Here is a 21,050-nt window from a genome sequence, read left to right on the forward strand (position 1 = left end):
TTTTTTTTTATTGCATTTTTAAACATTTTAATTACAAATTTAAATCAGTAGATAACATAATTTTTAGCATAATGAATTAACTTCGATATCAATCGGATGCCTCACAAAAAGGAAATATACAATGAAAAAACTGATGATGATTGCAAGCTTGGCGGCCGCTGTGGCACTGGTGGGTTGTAGTAAAGAAAAAACCCCTGAGACAGGCGCAACAACAGGCCAACATTTGGAAAATGCAGCAAATCAAGCAGGCCACGATATTAAAGATGCTTCACACAACGCAGCTCAAAAAATTGAATCGGCTACAGACAACGCTGCGGCTAAAATCGATGCTGCTGCCGATAAAGCAGCTGCTTCAACTGAAAATGCAGCTCAAAAAACTGAAGCTGCAACACGTGATGCGACTCATGATGCCGCTGCACATGTCGAGAAAGCAGCGAAAGATGTGAAAGAAGACAGTAAATAAAAACAAAAAAATCCCACAATAATGTGGGATTTTTTATATCAGCATTATGCTTCTGGAGCTGGACTATGCTGCTCGATTAATGGCTTTAACTCACCATTTTGGAACATTTCGAGCATGATGTCGCTGCCACCAACAAGTTCGCCATTGACCCATAATTGAGGGAATGTCGGCCAGTTTGCAATGCCCGGCAATGTTGCACGAATATCTGGATTTTCGAGAATATTGACATAAGCAAATGGTCGCCCAATTTGACTCAGCGCTTCAACTGCACGCGCAGAAAAACCACACTGTGGAAATTGTGGCGTACCTTTCATGTAAAGTAACACTGCATGTTTAGCAATTTGGTCACGAATTAACGCTTCTGTATCACGCGCTTGTTCAGTCATAGATAAATCCTCAACTATTCTCAGGGCATTATACCTAAAAGTATACAATCCGTGTGCCTGATCCTAAGATTTCTCGCTTAATTTTCGTTTTATACTTTCTTTCCTGAAGAGTTTTTGCTTATATACCCTTTTTAATTCATTTCTTTTCACAGATAAGAGTACGATATGAATCACATCACCCTCGCCCCTGTACAACCTGATCAACCCACTCATTTGATGGCAACCTATGGCCGCCAAGCGATCAGTTTTGTGCGAGGCCGAGGATCTTATCTTTATACGGAAGATGGAACCGAGTATCTCGATGCCTTAACCGGTATTGCGGTATGTGGACTGGGTCATGCACACCCTGTCATTGCCGAGGCGATCGCCGAACAGGCCGCGACGTTGGTACATACCAGTAATATCTTTGAAATTCCATGGCAAACGGCAGCAGCACAAAAGCTGGCTGAAGTTTCAGGCATGCACGAAATTTTCTTTTCAAACAGTGGTGCCGAGTCCAACGAAGGCGCAATCAAGATTGCGCGTAAGTTTGGCGCACAGCAAGGGATTCGCCAGCCTAAAATTATTGTGGCTGAAAAATCTTTTCATGGCCGTACCCTCGCCACTTTATCTGCAACTGGCAACAGTAAAGTACAAGAAGGCTTTTATCCATTGGTAGAAGGCTTTATACGCGTTCCTTTTGGTGATGTTGAAGCGATTCAAGAAGCTGCTCTTCATCATCCTGATATCGTGGCTATTTTAATTGAACCGATTCAGGGCGAAGGCGGTATTAATACTGCACCTCAAGGTTTTAGCTATCTTGAAGAAGTGCGTGCGTTGTGTAATCAACACAATTGGCTGATGATGCTAGACGAGATTCAAACTGGAAACGGCCGTACAGGAAAGTACTTTGCTTACCAGCACACCAATATTATTCCCGATGTTCTGACAACCGCTAAAGGCTTAGGCAATGGTTTTCCGGTGGGTGCTGTGATGACGCAAGGCAAAGCTGTTGGTCTGCTTGGGCCAGGTAGCCATGGTTCGACATATGGTGGAACAGTGCTGGGTTCACGAGTGGTTTACACCGTAATTGATACCATTCAAAAAGAGAATGTCATCGAAAATGCGGAAAAAGTGGGCAGTTATATTGTTGAACAGTTACGCGAACGTCTCGGAGAGTTTTCAGTTCAGGTGCGTGGCTTCGGTATGATGATTGGTATTGAATTACCTATGCCATGTGCTGATATCGTGCATAGTGCACGTGACAATTATAAGCTGATTGTCAATGTGACCGCAGGAAACGTAGTCCGTTTACTCCCACCACTCAATATGACATTTGAACAAGCCGATGACCTTTTGGCGCGCTTAGTGCCGGCCATTACAGATTTTATCAAGGCCTAAGTTAAATCAATCAAAAAAAGCCGCATCAGCGGCTTTTTTTATTCTGCGCTTAGCATGCTTCTAACAAATTACGACCGCCTGGAAGCTGGCCAAAATATTGTTTGAGAGCATCTAGACAACGATGAATTTTCATCGGTTGCTGTTCGCGCTTTTGAGTCAGTGCATACAAATTAAATGCAGGAAGGTTCCAATCCGGTAAGACCTCGACCAGCGAGCCATTGATCAATTCTTTTTGAACATCCAAATACAATATTCTGGCAACGCCGTGGCCTTGCTGGCATAGCGCTTTGGCGATAAATACGTTATTTGTTTGCAAACGATTTTTCATCTGAAGATCGACGCGTTCACCACTTGATGCGTGTTGAAACGAAAAATCTTGATAACCATTCATCAGATTAATTGGAATGAGATCATGATTCGCCAAATCTTCTGGGCGCGAAATTGGAGCCGATTGATTTAAATAACTTGGCGAGGCGACCAATACTTGATCGACACGCGCCATCGGAATGGCATTTAAACTCTGATCGTCTATACGTTGGCTCATCCGAATGGCTATATCAATCCGCCCTTCAATAAGATCTATATACCGATGATCAGCTTCAAAATGAACGGACAATCCGCGATGAGCAGACATCCAATGTGACAATGCAGGAATCACGTGGAATGCACCTAACTCTGGTGTCGTCGCAATGCGAAGATCCCCGATTAAATCATCTCTTAATTCGTTGATCCGAATTTTTCCACGCTCTGCAGCAGCGAGCATTTCTTGACAACTGTGGAAAAAAGCTTGTCCAGCCTCAGTTAAGCTTAACTTTCGGGTAGAGCGATGTAGCAGTGTAACATCCATCTCCTGCTCTAGTGACCGAATTTGCTGACTGACGGCACTGGTGGTGATACCCAAATTTCGGGCTGCACCACTGAACGAACTTTTCTCTACAACACAAGCAAATACTCCCATTGCTCGAAGTTGATCTAACATAAATTTCCCTCTGAACTTATGAGATGCTCCTTATCTAAATATGATAAAAGCAACTCGTTGTATTATACGGAGAAATCTATGCTTTGCATTATCTAATTCATAATTCCTATTAGTTAATTGGGATAATGTTGGCAGGATTAATCGGTTTACCATCTAAACGCACCTGAAACTCAAGCATCACGCGGTTTGTACCTGAAGATCCCATTTCAGCAATTTTTTGACCGGCCGTTACATTATCTCCGCTTTTTACGAGCATCTTGCTGTTATGTGCATACGCTGTAATATAGCCATCGACATGTTTAACAAGCACCAAGTTTCCATATTCTTTTAAGCCATCTGCCGCATATACTACCTGACCGTTTGCTGCTGCGAAGACTGGATCACCTTGGTTTCCACCATAGCGTATCCCTTTGATATTACTTGCCAAATTAAAGCTTTGAATGACTGGACCATTCGATGGTTTCATCCAGCGCAAAGTACTTGGTACAGGCGAAACAGGAACAACTGGCGCTGGTACAGTATTTACAGGCGTGGTGGTTCTTGGTGGAGTGGTTTGCGCCGTTGTGGTCGGTAAATTAATACTCTGGCGTTGAATAGGTGCAGATTGAACCATTGGCTGAGTAGTCACAGAGCGACGGCTTGCCGAGCCTTTCAAACGTAAAGATTGATTTACGTAAATGCGATATGGCGGCGCAATATCATTGAGCTCTGCCACATTTAAATAATTTAAACCATAACGTGCGGCAATTCCGCTTAATGTATCACCTGAACGCACCGTATAGTAATCTGGCGCACTCGTATATCTAACTTGCTGATTTATCTGAGGTTTTGAGGCACATCCGGTGATTGCAAGTGTACCAGCAACCGCAGCAGACAACATTATTGTTTTGATGAAAGTATGGGCCGAAGCATTAAAATCCCGTTGTTGTCGAAGCAATTGCATTTATCTCCCTCTCGAATCAAGCAACACTAACAAATCGTTGCACTAAGATTACCAAAAAAGGATGAAGAAACGAGTCTCTTCACCTTTTTTTCACAAAGTTACAACACTTACAGCGCGGTCAGTTATAGCTCTAGCCTATATATGTCTGTAAGTCTTCTAAAATATTATAATTGGTTGCATCCATCTGAATCGGGGTAATGCTGACATAACCATTGGCGACTGCAAAGAAATCTGACTGGATATGTGACGGCGTTTTTCTTGGATCTGTAACAGCTTCCCCAGCAAGACCAATCCAATAGACCTGACGTCCACGCGGATCGACATGACTGGTAATTGGCTTGGCTTGACCACGTAGCCCCTGATAGGTGACTTTTTCGCCTTTTAGCTCAGGCACGTCTGGAATATTGATATTGAGAATATGACGTGCCGGTAAATTTGGCAGTCCTTTTTTAATAAAGTCATGAACCCATTGTGCAGCAACGGCATAGTCGTTGATATTTTCATAAGAACGCACATTACTGCCTGCCAGAGACACCGCAATCGCTGGCTGCTTCATTAAGCGTCCTTCAAATGCAGCACCCACCGTACCCGAGTACAGTACATCGTCACCTAAATTGGCGCCGCTGTTAATTCCGCTCACGACCAGATCAAACTCAAAATCAAACAAGCCGTTCATTGACAGATATACACAGTCGGCAGGAGTACCGTTGACCGCCCAGACATCTTGTGCAATTTGAATCGGACGCAGTGGTCGGTCAAGCGTTAAGGCACTCGAGTAGCCACTGCGCTCACTTTCTGGTGCCACGATGACCACCCGCCCCAGCGGACGTAATGCTTTGGCTAATGCTTGAATTCCGGGAGCAAACACACCGTCGTCATTGGCTATTAAAATATTCACTTCAAGCAGACTCTATCTAATCAACGAAAACAAGGCTCCGATTATATCGCCATGTTCTTATCAATATTCAAGCCCCAAAGCGATGCACTGCGCAAAAATCATGCTGATTTTTAAGATGATTATGTACTCTTTTCACCTGTATGATTTTTCGATAAACCAACATCAAGTATACATTTTTGACTTTTATTCTTTTCAGATCACGGTACTCTAGTGAAATTACTGTATTTTAGATGTGATTTAGGTCAACAATGAAAAAATCGATTGCTTTACGTATTTCCTCCGCTTTGCTTGTTGTATCGAGTGCCCTATTACCCGTGGTTCACGCTGCCGATGCGAAAGATATGTCTGAAAATATTGAAGTGACACCGCAAGAAGGCATTACGCAAGAAGAGCTCGCAGCAATCCGTGTACTGCATGAAATTTGCCCAAAATTGGTTGCACAAGACAAAGCTGCATTTGAATCTGGCTACTCACGTTTGGTTAAAGACTATATGCCAAACGAAAGTAATCCAGATGAGGCATTAGAAAAACTCAGCAAACAAAAAAATTTCCAGAAGTTTTTAAAAGAAGCGCGTGCTGATGCCAAAAAGGCTGGTGATGAGCAAAATCGTGCTGTTTGCGAAGATGTAAAAGCATATAAGTCATAATTTAATCGTATTTACAATACTGTGTGAAATAAGCCGACTTTCCCGTAGAAGTCGGCTTTGCTTTATCCTAAAATGCTAGGCTCTTCTGCTTTACTCAAGATATTGGACCAACTAGAAATGACTCTAAAAAGCGCCCTTGCTGCACTCGTTCTTTTACCCTCATTTTCCTATGCAGCAACTGTGTTATCCACACCACCAGAATTAAATAACAAATCCTATGTCCTGATGGATTATGAAACCGGTCAAATTCTTGCATCTAAAAATGAAAATGAGCATCTTGCACCGGCTTCAATGACCAAAATGATGACCAGTTACATCATTGAGCAGAAGCTTTTAAAAGGCGAATTAACCGAAGGCGAACAGGTTCGTATGAATGAATCTGCATGGTGCCGCGGAAGTAGTTCAGAATCGTGTATGTATGTACCCTTAAATGGCACGGCAACAGTCCTTGAAATGTTGCGTGGTATTATTGTGCAATCGGGTAATGATGCTTCTAAAGCCATGGCAGAGCATGTGGCAGGCAATGAAGGTACATTTGCCCACATGATGAACCAAGAAGCCAAACGTTTAGGTATGGTGAATACCCACTTTATGAACTCGACTGGCTTACCGGCAGAGGGTCATTATTCATCTGCCAAAGATATGGCACTGCTTGCACAGCACATCATTAAAGACAGTTCAAAGTACTACCCAATTTATTCAGAAAAAGAATTCACCTTTAACGGTATTAAGCAAGGTAACCGTAATGCATTGCTATACACCGACCCTAGCGTAGACGGTTTAAAAACTGGACACACCTCGGAAGCAGGTTACTGCCTCACCACATCGAGTAAACGTGGGCCAATGCGCTTGATTTCAGTTATTTTTGGAACCAATAGTGTTAATGAGCGTGCCAACCAAACCCGTACTCTTTTAGCATGGGGCTTTTCAAACTTTGAAACGGTAAACGTTCAACCTGCAAATCAAGTGCTTGCCAAGGCCAAAGTATGGTTTGGTAAAGAAAATGAAGTGCAGATTGGTTTGGCAGAAAACTTCAATGTCACTATGCCAAAAGGTCAGGCAGACAACATTAAAACCCAATTGGTTGTACAACCAAAATTGAATGCACCGCTACAAAAAGGTCAGGTTGTGGGCAAATTGGTTGCAACACTTGATGGTAAAGTGATTGCAGAAAAACCATTGGTGGCACTAAAACCAGTCGAAGAAGCGGGCTTTTTCTCGCGTTTGATCGACCATATCAAGCAGTTTTTTAGCAACCTGTTTTAATTGGTTGTAATAAAAATGAAGGCATTCTTGTTTTAAACATGAATGCCTTTTTTCTTTTATACTGTATAAAACTCAACGATATTGATCACTAATGAAAAAAAATATACGTCCTTATCTCGAACATCAACCTAAAATCGACTCAAGCTGTTACGTCGATGAAATGTCGGTTGTGATTGGTGATGTTCAGCTGGCTGAACATGCGTCGGTCTGGCCATTTGCTGTGATTCGGGGCGATGTAAATCAGATTCGGATTGGTCGCAACAGTAATGTACAAGATCACTGCATGCTGCACGTAAGCCATAAAAATGAGACCAAACCGAATGGTTCACCCCTAACCATTGGGGAAGACGTTACCATTGGCCATCATGTAACCTTGCATGGCTGTACCATCGGAAATCGTGTTTTGGTTGGAATTAATACCGTGATTTTAGATGACGCGATGATTGAAGATGATGTCATGATTGGTGCAGGAAGCTTGGTTCCACCACGTAAACGACTTGAAAGTGGTTATTTGTATGTGGGTAGCCCTGTGGTTCAAGTGCGTCCATTAACCGAAAAAGAAAAAGCATTTTTGCCTTATTCGGCACAGCATTATGTGAGGGTTAAAAATAACTATTTAAATCAATTAGAAGCCTAAGCTATCACCCCAAGATTGACGCTTAAAATCTTGGGGTGATGTTTGCTTAAGGACGAGCCGGCATATAAGTCTGAATAAAGTTCACTGCATCGGCGTTTTTATCGACGATCGCTTGGGTATGTGTAGCACCTGGTACAGTGAGTAACTGCACATTAGTTCCCTGTGCTTTCATCGCGTTATAGAGCGCGAGCGTAACAGGATACGGCACACTCATATCTGCGGTTCCCTGAATAATCATGATCGGTTTATCAATCTTTTTTGTGCCCGGCTGACTTGCCGCCAAAAATGATTTGATTTGCGCACTGGCTTCAAATTTCTGCTGATTTAATCCAGGATAATCTAGAAGCTTTTTACTTGGATTGTCACTTAAAAACTTAACAATATCTTGAGCAAATCGATAGCGTAGACTGTCTTGTGGCGCATTCACCGGATCTGTACTGTCAAGACACAATCCGTTTTCACCCGTACTTCCTTCTGCCATTTCAGCAATCAGTTGTGAGCGCGTATCACTAAAGATTTCTCTGTAGTTAAAACTTGGATCGGATGCCTTAATTCCGACTGCAGCAAATGCAGCATAGGTCAGTAAAGTTGCATAAGCCCCAATAGAGCCATTTTCTGCACGATAGGCCAAACTTGCACCGGCATCTAATTCTTTTTGTTCGGCAGCCGCAAGTGCAGCTGGTGCAACACTAAAAATAATCTGACCCAAACTCGATGCAGGTGCGCCTGCCACAGCGCCCTTAAAGTTAGCGTCACTATTAGCAAATTCGGCTGTTCCCAATGATGCCTGGCCACCTTGTGACTGACCAATCGACATCCATTGTTTATTAAGCTTGCTGCCATAATGTTCCTGTGCTGCCTTAACAGCCGAAATTGCAGAACGTGCTTCACTTTCAAGATGCAAATAAGGATGTATTCCTGGCGTTCCAAGTCCTTCATAATCTGGTGCCACAATCACGTAACCTGCAGCCAAAAGACTTTTAGCCAATGGATCTTTAAAGCGTGGCCCAAGTAGATTATTGGTAGGGGCACAGCTATCGCCCACACCTAAGGTTCCGTGTTCCCAGACCACAACGCGATAGCCATCTGCCGGCTGCGCAGTTTTCGGGAATAAAATCATTGCGGTTGCATTGACAGCGACATTTCTGACGCTTTGCATTTTATACGTCATGACCGTGATTGAAGCGGCTTCACTTAGTGATTCCTTTGCGTAAGCCGATTCTGATACATATGTAGATGAACCCACGCTACCAGATGAATTGTCATCATCATTACAAGCCGCCAGCATGAATACCGATAAGCATGAAAGTGCAAGCATCCGTTTTTTCAATATTTTTTGCATGATATTATTCCAGTTATTTTAATTTATACCCTAATCCTTAGGGGCTTCATTATAAAATCACATTTTGATCATACTTGAAACATTAATAGAAATTAAATCTGTCTACTCCTTCATGTTTTTGCATTACTCTGTAGTCATTCTAAAGGTCTTAGCAAATACTGGAGATTCTATATTTAGACTTAAAAGATTGCTTTAACACTATTTTTAATGCACCTTGAATGTGAGTTTTTGCGTGCTTTTTACCTTAATGGCTCACTGCACCGCGTTATAGCCTAGCCACAAAGGTGCAAATTTTGTAGAATATGCGTTTTAAAATCATGGTGCTGTTTATGACTGCTTGGACACCTCATGTCACCGTTGCCACTGTTGTCGAAAAAAATGGCCGATTCTTATTGGTTGAAGAACACAGCGAAGGCTTCGTACATACAGTGTTTAACCAGCCTGCAGGCCATGTCGAAGCTGGCGAAACGCTTATTGATGCCGCGATTCGTGAGACTTTTGAAGAAACAGCGCATCGCGTGGAAATCAACCATTTACTTGGCATTTACAGCTATACGCCGCCCATGTTTCCAGATCACACCTATTATCGATTTTGCTTTTTGGCGCATGTGCTAGATGTCGATACAGAAGCACAACTCGACACCGATATCGTCGCTGCAGTCTGGATGACGCCAGATGAGCTTGAAATTTCGGCACGTGCTCGAAGCCCGCTGGTTTTAAAAGCCATTCAAGATGCCTTGGCTGGAAAGAAATATCCTTTATCGCTCGTATATGAGCATCCCTTCGCTTCTCCCCTCACTTCTCAATTGGATGCCTAGTCCTATGCAACAACGTGTCATCGTCGGTATGTCTGGTGGTGTAGATTCATCTGTTTCTGCTGCACTTTTACTTCAACAGGGTTATCAGGTTGAAGGTCTTTTCATGAAAAACTGGGAAGAAGATGATGGAACCGAGTATTGCACAGCACTAGAAGATTTGGCTGATGCTCAGGCTGTGGCCGACAAAATTGGGATCAAGCTACATACTGCAAATTTTGCAATGGAATATTGGGACCGCGTATTTGAACACTTTTTAGCAGAATATGCTGCTGGGCGTACGCCTAACCCGGATATTTTGTGCAATAAAGAAATCAAGTTTCGTGCATTTTTAGATCACGCCATGACACTCGGTGCAGATTTTATTGCAACAGGCCACTATGCACGCCGTGGTTCAAGTATGCAAAACTCACGTGGTGAAACGTATGCACCGTTATTGCGTGGTGTAGACAACAATAAAGATCAGACCTACTTCTTGCACGCTGTACATGGTCGCGAAATTAATAAAACTTTGTTCCCTGTAGGTGAAATCGAAAAGCCTGAAGTTCGCAAGATCGCTGAACAGTTGGATTTAGCCACCGCTAAGAAAAAAGATTCGACGGGTATCTGCTTTATTGGGGAACGCCGATTCAATGACTTCTTAAAGCAATATCTGCCAGCTCAGCCGGGTAAAATTGTACTCGATAATGGTAAAGACGTTGGTGAACATCATGGCTTGATGTACTATACGCTGGGTCAGCGTGGCGGTATTGGCTTAGGTGGCATGAAAGGTGCGAGCGAAGGTGCTTGGTTTGTATTGCACAAAGACTTGGAAAACAACCGTTTGGTGGTTGGTCAAGGTCATGAACATCCTTTGATGCAAAGTACCGCACTTTGGAGTGAAAATATTGATTGGGTCGCGGGTGAACAGGAAATTCCTGCTACAGGTTTCCGATGTACTGCAAAAACTCGCTACCGTCAGCCAGATCAAGCGTGTACAATTTACCGTGATGAACACAACGAAAACCGTATAAGAGTTGAGTTTGACCAACCGCAACGCGCCGTTACACCGGGTCAAAGTGTTGTTTTTTATTCGGATGAAATTTGTTTGGGTGGTGGTGTAATCCTCAATACCAACGCCCCAAAACCTGATTTTATATAAAGGGATCTTAGGCATGGTTGATACCCCTTTTCAACAGCCTCAATCATTGAATGTTCGTCAGAACCGTGCGTTAGCGTTGGCGGGTGTCTTTCAAGCCACCCAGCTGACCCATATGACCGCCATGACCGGACAGCAAAGTATTGGGGAAAGCGGGAATTTTTATTTTGAGCAACTCATTAAAGCCAGCCTAAATATCCGACCTGCGGTGAACTCCTCAACACAAACACTGGACTTTTTTAATCAACTCGGCGATATCGCTCTTGGCCTCAAAACGCTTGAAAGCAGTATCAACCAACCATTTAGTCCCACGCCAAAAACAAAAATCCCCAAAATGCCAAGCGCTAAGCTACCTATGTCGTATGCCATGGCGCTGCTTCATCTTGAAAAAAAGGTGTATAGCAATCCCGAATATGTGGCAATTATTGAAAAATCACAGCAAAAAATTCTCAAGCAATTGTCTTTTTTTGATCATAACTATTTACACTCCAGCATTATTGCAAATCTTGCCCAAGCCTATGTCGATACCGCAGGTCAGATTAACCCACGGATTTTGGTACGCGGTAATGCAGAAGCATTTAAAGATGCAAATCATACCAATCGCATTCGTGCCTGCTTGTTTACCGGCTTGCAACTTGCACATCTGTGGCGCCAGCTCGGTGGTAGTTCATGGAACATGATTTTTAGCAAACGTAAATTGCTTCAAGATATTCAAACTCTCGCTCGCTTACAGTATCAAATGGTCTAGATCTGATGCTGCTGCGATTTTCGTTTTACGTCAATTCCCTGTTTAAGGAATCTCTATGAACGCTTTAACTGCCCTCTCTCCATTAGACGGACGTTATGCCAGCAAATGTGATGCTTTGCGCCCTTTTCTTTCTGAGTTTGGTTTGATTCATGCTCGTGTGACAGTTGAAGTTCGCTGGTTACAAGCACTTGCGAACCACGCCGAAATCATTGAGATTGCTCCTTTTTCAGCTCAAACCAATGCAGCACTCGACGCAATCGTTGCAGATTTTTCTGAAGATGATGCGAACCGCATTAAAGAAATCGAACGCACCACCAACCACGATGTGAAAGCAGTTGAGTATTTCTTGAAAGAAAAAATTGCAAATATCGATGAACTCAAAAATGCAGGTGAATTCATTCACTTTGCATGTACCTCTGAAGACATCAATAACTTGTCACATGCTTTAATGCTTAAAAATGGTCGTGATGTACTTGTGGCGAGCATGAAAGACATCTTAAATGCAATTGCTGCGCTTGCAACCACGCATGCCGAACAATCAATGTTGTCTCGTACACATGGCCAGACTGCCAGCCCAACCACGCTTGGTAAAGAAATGGCAAACGTGGCTTACCGTTTGGCACGTCAGATTAAACAATTTGAAAATGTCGAATTGCTTGGCAAAATCAATGGCGCGGTCGGTAACTACAATGCACACTTGTCGGCGTATCCATCGATTGACTGGGCTGCGCATGCGCAAGCATTTGTTGAATCTTTAGGCTTGAACTTCAACCCGTACACCACGCAAATCGAGCCACACGATTATATGGCCGAGTTGTTTGATGCGCTACGTCGTTACAACACCATCTTGATCGATTTTAACCGCGACGTTTGGGGTTATATTTCGTTGGGTTATTTCAAGCAAAAGCTTAAAGATGGCGAAGTAGGTTCTTCAACCATGCCACACAAGGTCAATCCGATTGACTTTGAAAACTCAGAAGGTAACCTTGGTATTGCCAATGCGGTACTGGCACATTTGGGCGAGAAACTTCCAGTGTCACGCTGGCAGCGTGACCTGACCGATTCAACCGTATTGCGTAATATGGGTGTTGGTTTTGCTCAAAGTTTAATTGCTTTTGAAGCTTGCTTAAAAGGTATTGGTAAACTTGAACTCAACGCTGCTCGTCTTGCCGAAGATCTAGATCAAGCACAGGAAGTATTGGCTGAGCCAATTCAGACTGTAATGCGCCGTTACAACGTTGAAAAACCATATGAAAAGCTAAAAGCTTTAACACGTGGTCAAGCCATGACACGCGATATGATGGTGAACTTCGTCAATGGTGATGAATTGACTCAAGTACCGAGTGAAGATCGTGCACGTTTGGCTGAAATGACGCCAGCAAGCTATACCGGTAATGCTGCAGATCAAGCAAAACAAATTCATGACCTCATTGCCAAACTCTAAGTTGGTCTTCTAGTCATAAAAAAAGCGGAATTTAAATTCCGCTTTTTTTATTGCGTTCGTGAGTTACTACGCGTTTTTTTTAAAAAATATTATGCGTAAGATTAAAGCTTAGGATCGCGTAGCTGTACCAAATGCCCATTGGCTTTGATCAAGGTGTCGGTAAGTTTGGACACTACAGCAGGAATCAGTGTATCTGCAATCTGAGCAGCTTGAAGACCTAATTTTTCACCAAGTGTTGGTTTTTTACGTGTTGTAATCACGAATACATCATGCTGTGGTAACAAGCTCAGTAAATATTCATCTGAGGTTTGCAGCTTGTCGACCAGATTTAGATCAAGTGCATCTTGACCATACCAATGCTCACCCGTTGCAACTTTTTCAACATTGAGCTGTGGACGATACTTTTCTACAAAATGCTTAAATAATGCATGGGTTTGTTGAAGTTCTTGCTCGAATTTAGCTTTTCCTTCAGGGGTGTTTTCACCAAACATGGTCACGGTACGTTTATATTCACCGGCAGTATACAGCTCAAAATCTACATTATGTTCTTTGAGTAATCGATTGAAATTTGGCACCTGAGCCACCACACCAATCGAGCCTAAAATGGCAAAAGGCGCAGAAATAATTTCACTCGCAATACACGCCATCATGTAGCCGCCACTCGCCGCCACTTTATCGACCACGATGGTCAGATGAAAGCCCGCATCACGCAAACGTACCAACTGCGCAGCTGCCAGACCATAACCATGCACCATGCCACCCGGGCTTTCTAGACGCAGTACCACACGATCTTTACCAGATTTTGCAGTCGCCAGAATGAGCGTAATTTCTTCACGAAGCTGCTCAACAGCAGAAGCTTGTACATCACCTTTAAAATCGAGTACATACACTTTCTGGTTCTTTTTCTTACGTGCTTTGGCTTCTTTGGCAAGTTGTTGTGTGAGCTGTAACAGCTCAAGTTTAGATGCAGTGGTTTGTGCAATCTTTTTTCGTTGTTCATTTACACGTGCATTTAAATGTGTGACACGTAATTCGGCTGGTAATTTAGGTAAATGAAATAACATAGTTCGGCCATTCTCTAATTGCACATTATTTAGATAAAGATGAGGACATTCTTTAGAAAATTCAATATCTATTTTGAAAACAGTCAAGTTTACGCCCTATTTTTAGGCATAAAAAAAGGCCCGAAGGCCTTCTCTTATACGTTTCATCAACCGAAACGTCCAGTGATGTAAGCCTCTGTTAATTGATGATCTGGCTGCGTGAAGACTTTTTCAGTTGAGTTCACTTCGATCAAATCACCCAAATGGAAGTACGCCGTACGATCTGAAACACGTGCCGCCTGCTGCATCGAGTGGGTAACAATCGCGATAGTGTACTGATGCGAAAGCTCTGAAATCAGTTCTTCAATTTTTGCCGTTGCAATCGGATCTAGTGCCGAACATGGCTCATCCATTAAAATCACATCTGGACTTACCGCAATGGTTCGTGCAATACATAAACGCTGTTGCTGACCACCCGAAAGACCAGTACCCGGCTGATTCAGACGATCTTTCACTTCATCCCACAAACCTGCTTTATGCAAGCTATTTTCAACAATTTCTTCAAGGTCGTATTTATCGCGCGCCAAACCGTGAAGCTTCGGGCCATATGCAACATTTTCAAAAATAGATTTTGGAAATGGGTTTGGCTTTTGGAACACCATGCCCACTTGGGCACGAAGCAACACAACATCCAGATTTGGATCATAAATGTCTTGGTTGTCGAGCAACACTTTACCTGTCACTCGGCAACTATCAATCGTGTCATTCATGCGGTTTAAGGTACGCAAAAAGGTCGATTTACCACAGCCCGATGGTCCAATAAAGGCAATCACTTCGTTTTCGTAAACTTCCAGATCGATCCCTTTAATGGCTTCACTTTCGCCATAATATACATGCACATCGCTGGTGCTGATCTTAATGGTTTTGTTTACGTCTTTTTTAGGTGATGTGTTCGGATCGATTGACACAAATGAACCATGACGTTTTTGTGGTGTATCTGTACCAGTAGACTGCATTTGTTCTGAGGTCACTGTCGTATCCTTTTCTACGGGACGGGTTGTATTCATAGTATTCATGATCTGTTCCTCAATTACCAACGCACTTCAAACTTTTTACGTAACCAAATGGCAAGGCTGTTTAAGCCAATCATCATCACCAGCAACACAATAATCGCAGCGGCGGTTCGGCCTTCGAAGAAATTGCGCAGCTCGTTACCCTGCCACAAGAAAATCTGAACCGGAAGCGCAGTAGATTGATCCAGTGGAGAAGTCGGTATACTCGCAACGAAAGCACTCATCCCGATCAATAACAGTGGTGCTGTTTCACCTAAAGCCTGTGCCACACCAATGATGGCACCGGTTAAAATACCAGGAAGCGCCAATGGTAAAACATGATGAAAAACGGTTTGTACTTTTGATGCACCTAGACCGAGTGCAGCCTGACGAATCGAAGGCGGTACCGCTTTTAAAGATGCACGCGTGGTAATAATCACTGTCGGTAAAGTCATTAAACTCAGTACCAAGCCCCCAACCAACGGCGCAGAAAGTGGTAGATGCATCCAGTTAATAAAGATGGCAGCCCCAAGCAAACCAAATACGATTGAAGGTACCGCCGCTAAGTTGTTGATATTGACTTCGATGGTGTCGGTTAAGATATTTTGTTTAGCAAACTCTTCCAGATAAATCGCACTGGCCACACCAATCGGGATAGAGATAAAAATCACGATCAGCATCATGAACAACGAGCCCATGAATGCACCAGCTAAACCACTCGTTGCAGGAGAGCTACGCGAGTCTGGGTTGGTAAACAAACTGGTATTAAAGGTATGTGACAAAATGCCTTTTGCTTCAAGCTGATCGGCCAACTGTCGAACTTCCGGGCTGAGCTGTTGCTGATCGTCTGGTAAAGAACGGTCAATTTTACCTGTCAGCCAGACATCAATGTTGGCATCGGCCAAGAACTTGATCTCTTCGCGCTTACCCACTAAAGACGGATCTTGAAATACCATATCGCGTAAACGATAGGCTTCCGAACTGGTATATAAACTGGTGAGATCATCACGTTTGGCAGCCAAAGCTGGATCTTTAGCAATCATGCCGTTTACGATGAGTGCATCCCAATCGACCATGCCCATTTTGGTTTGCCAATCGATATAGCGTTCCTGAAAGTGCGCTGGGGTCTCACCTGCTGCTTGAGTAGGCTTAGGGCCAGCATTGATAATCGTCGGGTCGAAATAAACAGGAACAGTCACGCTGGTTTGCCAAAATGCAGGTAAGCCTTTGGCCAAAATACTGCCGAATAATAAAGCAACAAACAGCAAACCAATGACCACTGCGGATAAGCCGAATATACGAAACGACTTTTCTTTGCGATGACGTTTTGCCAGCGACTTTTGAATTTTACTTTTGCGCTTCGCACGTAATTCGGCGGCAACTTGTGGATCAAATGCATTCTGATCCACTGGTGTAGATGTATTGGATAGACTCATTCGTATTGCTCACGATATTTACGCACGATGTAGAGTGCAATAATGTTGAGACCAAGCGTGATCACAAAAAGGGTTAAACCAAGGGCAAAAGCCACCAAAGCCTGTGGACTTGCAAAGTCGGTATCACCAGTGAGCTGATTCACAATCGTCACCGTAACGGTCGATACAGCTTCAAGCGGATTGATATGCAATAGCGGGCTGTTACCTGCGGCCAATACCACAATCATGGTTTCACCAATCGCACGAGATGCCGCGAGCAAAAATGCACCAATAATACCGGGTAGTGCAGCTGGCAAGACCACCTGACGGATGGTTTCCGATTTGGTTGCACCCAAACCTAAAGAGCCATCACGAAGTGCGCGAGGAACTTGGGTAATAATGTCATCTGAAAGTGAAGAAACAAACGGAATGATCATGATACCCATAACGAAACCGGCTGTAAGTGCGCTGGTTGCGGTGATATTAAGACCAATCATTTCACCTGCTTCTTTAAAGAACGGCCCAATCACCATCAGTGCAAACACACCATATACAATGGTGGGAATACCAGCCAGAATCTCGATGGTTGGTTTTGCCCATGAGCGCAGCGTTGAAGATGCATACTCAGATAAGTAAATCGCAATCATCAGGCCTAGCGGAACAGACACCAATAGTGCAATACCACTCACCATTAGGGTGCCCCAGAGTAAAGGCAACAGGCCATAACTCCCTTCGGCATTCCCTGATGTGCTAAAGCCCGGATTCCATTCGGTACCGAAGAAGAAATCAAAGGGACTAACAAAACTGAAAAAGCGTAATGCCTCACTAAACATCGACATTACAATGCCCAAAGTAGTTAAAATCGCCACACCTGAACACAGCGCCAAGGTAATGTTAATCACACGCTCGACTTTGTTTCGCGCACGGTAGCTTTGACCGATGCGTTTCTTGGCAAAAAGAAGGCCTGCAATAGCAGCACACAACACCACAGCCAGCTTGGCATAAGAGCCAATGGTCTGGAATTTTGCCAGTTGCTGCGCTGCAGCCAGCTCATATGCGGTAGGCTGATCGGTTACTCCAAAACCTGATGCAATGGCTTTTACACGATTGAGCAGCACTTCAACACTGGCTTGATCCATACCTGCATAAATGGAAGCAGGTACCTGATTGAGTACAATTTGTTTTAAAAAATGCGGTTCAGCAATATTCCAAACAATTAAAATTAAAAACGCAGGGATACCACACCATAACGCCACCAGCGCACCGTAATAACCCGGGCGTGAGTGCAATAACGCGGAATTATTTCCCTTACCTGCTAGGCTACGGCTTTTAGATAACCCGATTTGATAAGCTATAGCAATCAAAGCCAATAGCACGCCAATCAATAGCAGATTCATGTAATCTCCACCGTTTTTTCAATTTTGATTCTTTGAAAAAACTTTGCTAGAAAAAAGCTGATGGTGTTGTTGAATCACCATCAGCTTTCCAATGTTAAACAAATTACTTAACTGATTTACCCGCTTTAAAGTCTGCCAAGACTTTTGCACGCTCTGAATCAGACATTGAAATCAAACCCGCTTTCTCAAGTTTAGAACCTTTACCCGAGGTTTTCTTGTTGATAAAGAACTCAACGTATTGTGGTAAACCTTTGATTGATTTTAAGTGTTCACCTTTTACATAGAAGAACAACGGACGAGAAACTGGGTAGCTGCCATTCAAAATGGTTTTTTCAGATGGTGCCACGTTATTTACAGTTGCAACACGTAGCTTGTCACGGTTTTGATCGTAGAAACCTAAACCAAATACACCCACCGCACTTGGTGATGTTTTAAGGCGCGCAAGTGTTTCTGTGTAGTCGCCTGAAATTTCGATCACACGTCCGTCTTTACGGAATGCCGAACATGCTTTCTTCTGGTCGTCTTTATCTAACTTCTTGAAATATTCGTATGATTCACAGCCTGCTTCAACCATTTTTTCTTGGAACACTTCACGTGTACCGTGGTTAGACGCTGGAATGACTAAAGTAATCGGTTCGTTTGGAAGCGATTTGTCAATTTGATTCCAACGTGTATACGGGTTTGGAACCAACTGACCATTCGACGGAAGTTTTTCTGCCAATGCAGCGAAAACAAAAGCTGGTTTAAGTTTGTAAGCCGGTTTAGATGAGTTCGATGCAAACACGATACCGTCGTAACCAATTTTGATTTCTTGGACTTGATTTACGCCAGATTTTTTACATGCTGCCAACTCAGTATCTTTAATTTTACGAGATGCATTCGCGATATCAATGGTGTTGTCGCCCACGCCTTGACAAAACTGCTTTAAGCCGCCTGAAGTACCGCCTGAGCCTACTACAGGTGTTTTAAATTGAGGGAATGTATTACCAAATTCTTCTGCCACAATACTTGCATATGGCAATACGGTAGAAGATCCTGCAATCTGAATCGTGTCGCGGGCTGCATTTGCAGCTGTCGCTAAAGTTGCCCCAGATACTGCTAATGCGATGGCGATGTGACGTGGATTTAAGCGCATTCTGTTTTCTCTCATTTGTGCAATTTAATGACAACGCTTTCTTTATTTAAGTGTTGTACTTTGGTTAACTGCATTCTGAGCAGATAATATGACAATTAAGTGACAACTTTATGACGCTTTTATGATGATAAATTTTTATTGTCATTTTTTTCAATCAAACAGAATCTGCGCTTAATTTATTGTTAATGTAAAAATATTTTTAAAATCAAGGATTCGCTCAGAACACCATCAAATGGCTGAATTTCACTCAACTCAGAACTCTCAATTAGGGATCAAGGCTGCTTGGTCAAATATTCATGTTTTGTGACATGTTGCGAAAAAAAATCGCGATAATCGCGTCGATGTGAATGTATCTGCGCGTGCGGCTGCACTTCCTGCATGCTGTGTAAGCAGCGCTGTGCTAACTCGATGTAAGTTTGTGTTCCCTGCTGTTTCCAGTTTTTTTCTGCCTCAGTTAATTCTCGAATGACCTTGGCTGGGCTACCTACCAGCATCACATTCGCAGGTACTTGCATCTTTGCCTTTACCAAACTGTGCGCGCCTACAATTGTATTTTCCCCAATAACAGCCCCGTCAAGAATGACGCTGTGCATACCAATCAAAACATTATGATGCAATGTACAACCATGTAATATCGCACCATGACCCACATGCGCGCGCTCTGCAACTTGGGTAATACTGTTTGGAAAACCATGAATCACGCACGCATCTTGGATGTTGGCATTGGCCTGTACATGAATGCGACCAAAGTCGGCACGCAGTGAGGCAAGCGGCCCAACATACACGCCGTCTTCAATAATCACATCCCCAATCAATACCGCAGTAGGATGCACATAGGCATGCGGACTAATCACAGGAATCACATCATCAATTGAATAACACGGCATCACTTTGCTCCATTACATGAAACAGCCATTACACTTAGGCAACAGGCTCATTTTTTTCCAGAACCAGTCCACCAAAGCGCTTATAAAACTGCGGATGCGCTGACGGCATCGCCCCTTCTGATGTGCGTGCAGTATGCAAAAAGAAGCTTTCTGCCTCATGAAACACCAGTTGATATAAGTTGCCAGTCAGGTTACGTGCATTGAGTGATAGCCAGTGAGACGGCAGCAGCTCAAATGGTAAATTTGGATCTTTCAGTAAAATACGGCGATATTGGTGAATCAATAAAATACGGATTTGAAACGCCTGCAATGGATCTAGTGCATCTTCATTTTCAATGATACCGAGTAGCTCACGAAAATCACCAATAAACTTTCCATAGCGCTCATGTAACTCCTGAACTGGCCAATTACTTTCGACCATACGTTTTACAGTTTGGTTCGATTCTTGCCACAATTTAAGTGTTTGCGCTTTAAAAATGACCACCTGATCGGTCATGCTCAAATTCATGAGTAAGCTTTGCAGTTTTAAATGATCACACCCTGGATAAGCCATCAGATTTGTCGCAATATTGGCAAAACCCAACCACTCCAGCTCTTTTTTTAGTTGAATCTTATTTTCAATTTCTACCGAACTGAGCAGAACCAAATCCCATTGCTGATCCCATTCATGGTGGCTCAGGCTATAAATTTTTTGGTCTGCATTGATAAAGCGCTGACGGCTACTTTCAGTAATTCGATAATAACTGGTACGACCAACTTTCTCGGAAACCAGCCAACCATTTTTGACCAGACGAAATACGGCGGTACGAACAGAACGTTCATTTACACCCAAGGTTTCAATGAGCTGTATCAAACTGGCCAGACTGATCATTCCTCCACGGTGAAAAATACAATCACCAAAAATAGTCATGATCAGTGAGGTGACACTTAAAGCTTCTTTCTGAACGAATTCATCGATAATTTGTTTTAATTTCTGATTCATTTCGTTTCTTACACCTTGTTTAGAAAAAAATGATCCATCCCATGACGGATCAT

At 43.2% G+C, this 21,050-nt stretch carries 21 protein-coding genes; 9 read left to right on the forward strand and 12 right to left on the reverse strand.

Translation table 11 applies throughout. The features are described 5' to 3' along the window. Positions 1 to 121 precede the first annotated feature (121 nt). Complete coding sequence (locus tag ADA42_RS10290; RefSeq protein WP_025094240.1) at positions 122 to 463, forward strand: hypothetical protein; 342 nt, start codon at positions 122 to 124, stop codon at positions 461 to 463. Between the two features lie 44 nt (positions 464 to 507). Here ADA42_RS10290 and grxD read toward each other — a convergent pair whose 3' ends face one another. Continuing rightward, entirely contained in the window at positions 508 to 849 is a 342-nt protein-coding gene (gene grxD / locus ADA42_RS10295) for a Grx4 family monothiol glutaredoxin (protein ID WP_004936530.1), read from the reverse strand. 165 nt (positions 850 to 1,014) lie between these two features. Between grxD and ADA42_RS10300 the strand changes: the two genes are divergently transcribed. Then, a complete protein-coding gene (locus ADA42_RS10300; RefSeq protein ID WP_025094241.1) occupies positions 1,015 to 2,229 on the forward strand; it encodes an aspartate aminotransferase family protein in 1,215 nt (404 codons plus the stop codon). A 49-nt stretch (positions 2,230 to 2,278) separates the two neighbouring features. Here the strand turns inward: ADA42_RS10300 and ADA42_RS10305 are convergent, their stop codons facing one another. The 3 genes from ADA42_RS10305 to surE all read right to left on the reverse strand — a co-directional run bounded on the left by ADA42_RS10305 (position 2,279) and on the right by surE (position 5,049). Next, positions 2,279 to 3,208, reverse strand: a complete 930-nt coding sequence (locus tag ADA42_RS10305) for a LysR family transcriptional regulator (RefSeq protein ID WP_004936521.1) — start codon at positions 3,206 to 3,208, stop codon at positions 2,279 to 2,281. Positions 3,209 to 3,317: 109 nt separating this feature from the next. Continuing rightward, positions 3,318 to 4,151: a peptidoglycan DD-metalloendopeptidase family protein gene (locus tag ADA42_RS10310; RefSeq protein ID WP_004936518.1), complete on the reverse strand. Its 834-nt coding sequence runs from the start codon at positions 4,149 to 4,151 to the stop codon at positions 3,318 to 3,320. A gap of 130 nt (positions 4,152 to 4,281) precedes the next feature. Next, complete coding sequence (surE, locus tag ADA42_RS10315) at positions 4,282 to 5,049, reverse strand: 5'/3'-nucleotidase SurE (RefSeq protein WP_004946454.1); 768 nt, start codon at positions 5,047 to 5,049, stop codon at positions 4,282 to 4,284. 248 nt (positions 5,050 to 5,297) lie between these two features. Between surE and ADA42_RS10320 the strand changes: the two genes are divergently transcribed. From ADA42_RS10320 to ADA42_RS10330, 3 genes are all read left to right on the forward strand, one after another. Continuing rightward, positions 5,298 to 5,696, forward strand: a complete 399-nt coding sequence (locus ADA42_RS10320; protein WP_004946453.1) for an MCR_0457 family protein — start codon at positions 5,298 to 5,300, stop codon at positions 5,694 to 5,696. A 117-nt stretch (positions 5,697 to 5,813) separates the two neighbouring features. Then, positions 5,814 to 6,962, forward strand: a complete 1,149-nt coding sequence (gene dacC, locus ADA42_RS10325) for a D-alanyl-D-alanine carboxypeptidase PBP5/6 (RefSeq protein WP_004936509.1) — start codon at positions 5,814 to 5,816, stop codon at positions 6,960 to 6,962. 91 nt (positions 6,963 to 7,053) lie between these two features. After that, positions 7,054 to 7,599 carry a gamma carbonic anhydrase family protein gene (locus ADA42_RS10330; protein ID WP_025094244.1) on the forward strand — a complete coding sequence of 182 codons (546 nt, stop codon included), beginning with the start codon at positions 7,054 to 7,056 and terminating at the stop codon, positions 7,597 to 7,599. Positions 7,600 to 7,645: 46 nt separating this feature from the next. Here the strand turns inward: ADA42_RS10330 and ADA42_RS10335 are convergent, their stop codons facing one another. Continuing rightward, entirely contained in the window at positions 7,646 to 8,941 is a 1,296-nt protein-coding gene (locus ADA42_RS10335; protein ID WP_048765068.1) for an alpha/beta hydrolase family protein, read from the reverse strand. Between the two features lie 329 nt (positions 8,942 to 9,270). Here ADA42_RS10335 and ADA42_RS10340 point away from each other — a divergent pair, with 329 nt between their 5' ends. From ADA42_RS10340 to purB, 4 genes are read left to right on the forward strand one after another with little or no spacing between them, the layout of a single operon-like run. Further along, a complete protein-coding gene (locus ADA42_RS10340) occupies positions 9,271 to 9,759 on the forward strand; it encodes an NUDIX hydrolase (protein ID WP_048765145.1) in 489 nt (162 codons plus the stop codon). Between the two features lie 4 nt (positions 9,760 to 9,763). Further along, positions 9,764 to 10,897: a tRNA 2-thiouridine(34) synthase MnmA gene (gene mnmA, locus ADA42_RS10345; RefSeq protein ID WP_004936496.1), complete on the forward strand. Its 1,134-nt coding sequence runs from the start codon at positions 9,764 to 9,766 to the stop codon at positions 10,895 to 10,897. A gap of 13 nt (positions 10,898 to 10,910) precedes the next feature. Continuing rightward, positions 10,911 to 11,642 (forward strand): high frequency lysogenization protein HflD, encoded by a 732-nt coding sequence (gene hflD / locus ADA42_RS10350; RefSeq protein WP_004936491.1) that lies wholly within the window; start codon positions 10,911 to 10,913, stop codon positions 11,640 to 11,642. A 55-nt stretch (positions 11,643 to 11,697) separates the two neighbouring features. After that, on the forward strand, positions 11,698 to 13,086 hold the full coding sequence (purB, locus tag ADA42_RS10355) for an adenylosuccinate lyase (protein ID WP_048765070.1): 1,389 nt from the start codon (positions 11,698 to 11,700) through the stop codon (positions 13,084 to 13,086). A gap of 101 nt (positions 13,087 to 13,187) precedes the next feature. Here the strand turns inward: purB and sohB are convergent, their stop codons facing one another. From sohB to paaX, 7 genes are all read right to left on the reverse strand, one after another. After that, a complete protein-coding gene (gene sohB, locus ADA42_RS10360) occupies positions 13,188 to 14,150 on the reverse strand; it encodes a protease SohB (protein ID WP_004936485.1) in 963 nt (320 codons plus the stop codon). A 146-nt stretch (positions 14,151 to 14,296) separates the two neighbouring features. Next, the gene (gene pstB / locus ADA42_RS10365; RefSeq protein WP_004936484.1) at positions 14,297 to 15,205 is read right to left on the reverse strand and encodes a phosphate ABC transporter ATP-binding protein PstB; all 909 of its coding nucleotides are present in this window, start codon (positions 15,203 to 15,205) and stop codon (positions 14,297 to 14,299) included. 14 nt (positions 15,206 to 15,219) lie between these two features. Continuing rightward, positions 15,220 to 16,617 (reverse strand): phosphate ABC transporter permease PstA, encoded by a 1,398-nt coding sequence (pstA, locus tag ADA42_RS10370; protein ID WP_048765071.1) that lies wholly within the window; start codon positions 16,615 to 16,617, stop codon positions 15,220 to 15,222. Then, positions 16,614 to 17,993: a phosphate ABC transporter permease subunit PstC gene (pstC, locus tag ADA42_RS10375; protein ID WP_048765073.1), complete on the reverse strand. Its 1,380-nt coding sequence runs from the start codon at positions 17,991 to 17,993 to the stop codon at positions 16,614 to 16,616. The genes pstA and pstC overlap by 4 nt, the downstream gene beginning before the upstream one ends. A gap of 103 nt (positions 17,994 to 18,096) precedes the next feature. Then, a complete protein-coding gene (locus ADA42_RS10380; RefSeq protein ID WP_004936473.1) occupies positions 18,097 to 19,128 on the reverse strand; it encodes a substrate-binding domain-containing protein in 1,032 nt (343 codons plus the stop codon). 272 nt (positions 19,129 to 19,400) lie between these two features. Beyond that, on the reverse strand, positions 19,401 to 20,015 hold the full coding sequence (locus ADA42_RS10385) for a gamma carbonic anhydrase family protein (protein WP_048765075.1): 615 nt from the start codon (positions 20,013 to 20,015) through the stop codon (positions 19,401 to 19,403). Between the two features lie 34 nt (positions 20,016 to 20,049). Continuing rightward, on the reverse strand, positions 20,050 to 20,997 hold the full coding sequence (gene paaX / locus ADA42_RS10390; RefSeq protein ID WP_025094249.1) for a phenylacetic acid degradation operon negative regulatory protein PaaX: 948 nt from the start codon (positions 20,995 to 20,997) through the stop codon (positions 20,050 to 20,052). Between the last annotated feature and the right edge of the window lie 53 nt (positions 20,998 to 21,050).

This window comes from Acinetobacter sp. 243_ASPC (assembly GCF_001054715.1).
Classification (GTDB): Bacteria; Pseudomonadota; Gammaproteobacteria; order Pseudomonadales; family Moraxellaceae; genus Acinetobacter; species Acinetobacter soli.

Excerpts from the sequence above, each read along its gene's own strand:
- ADA42_RS10380 (WP_004936473.1), bottom strand. The coding sequence starts at position 19,128 with ATGCGCTTAAATCCACGTCACATCGCCATCGCATTAGCAGTATCTGGG.
- mnmA (WP_004936496.1), top strand. The coding sequence starts at position 9,764 with ATGCAACAACGTGTCATCGTCGGTATGTCTGGTGGTGTAGATTCATCT.
- ADA42_RS10385 (WP_048765075.1), bottom strand. The coding sequence starts at position 20,015 with ATGCCGTGTTATTCAATTGATGATGTGATTCCTGTGATTAGTCCGCAT.
- grxD (WP_004936530.1), bottom strand. The coding sequence starts at position 849 with ATGACTGAACAAGCGCGTGATACAGAAGCGTTAATTCGTGACCAAATT.
- pstB (WP_004936484.1), bottom strand. The coding sequence starts at position 15,205 with ATGAATACTATGAATACAACCCGTCCCGTAGAAAAGGATACGACAGTG.
- ADA42_RS10290 (WP_025094240.1), top strand. The coding sequence starts at position 122 with ATGAAAAAACTGATGATGATTGCAAGCTTGGCGGCCGCTGTGGCACTG.
- purB (WP_048765070.1), top strand. The coding sequence starts at position 11,698 with ATGAACGCTTTAACTGCCCTCTCTCCATTAGACGGACGTTATGCCAGC.
- ADA42_RS10300 (WP_025094241.1), top strand. The coding sequence starts at position 1,015 with ATGAATCACATCACCCTCGCCCCTGTACAACCTGATCAACCCACTCAT.
- ADA42_RS10305 (WP_004936521.1), bottom strand. The coding sequence starts at position 3,208 with ATGTTAGATCAACTTCGAGCAATGGGAGTATTTGCTTGTGTTGTAGAG.
- ADA42_RS10320 (WP_004946453.1), top strand. The coding sequence starts at position 5,298 with ATGAAAAAATCGATTGCTTTACGTATTTCCTCCGCTTTGCTTGTTGTA.
- pstA (WP_048765071.1), bottom strand. The coding sequence starts at position 16,617 with ATGAGTCTATCCAATACATCTACACCAGTGGATCAGAATGCATTTGAT.
- ADA42_RS10310 (WP_004936518.1), bottom strand. The coding sequence starts at position 4,151 with ATGCAATTGCTTCGACAACAACGGGATTTTAATGCTTCGGCCCATACT.
- ADA42_RS10340 (WP_048765145.1), top strand. The coding sequence starts at position 9,271 with ATGACTGCTTGGACACCTCATGTCACCGTTGCCACTGTTGTCGAAAAA.
- ADA42_RS10335 (WP_048765068.1), bottom strand. The coding sequence starts at position 8,941 with ATGCAAAAAATATTGAAAAAACGGATGCTTGCACTTTCATGCTTATCG.
- hflD (WP_004936491.1), top strand. The coding sequence starts at position 10,911 with ATGGTTGATACCCCTTTTCAACAGCCTCAATCATTGAATGTTCGTCAG.
- dacC (WP_004936509.1), top strand. The coding sequence starts at position 5,814 with ATGACTCTAAAAAGCGCCCTTGCTGCACTCGTTCTTTTACCCTCATTT.
- sohB (WP_004936485.1), bottom strand. The coding sequence starts at position 14,150 with ATGTTATTTCATTTACCTAAATTACCAGCCGAATTACGTGTCACACAT.
- ADA42_RS10330 (WP_025094244.1), top strand. The coding sequence starts at position 7,054 with ATGAAAAAAAATATACGTCCTTATCTCGAACATCAACCTAAAATCGAC.
- paaX (WP_025094249.1), bottom strand. The coding sequence starts at position 20,997 with ATGAATCAGAAATTAAAACAAATTATCGATGAATTCGTTCAGAAAGAA.
- pstC (WP_048765073.1), bottom strand. The coding sequence starts at position 17,993 with ATGAATCTGCTATTGATTGGCGTGCTATTGGCTTTGATTGCTATAGCT.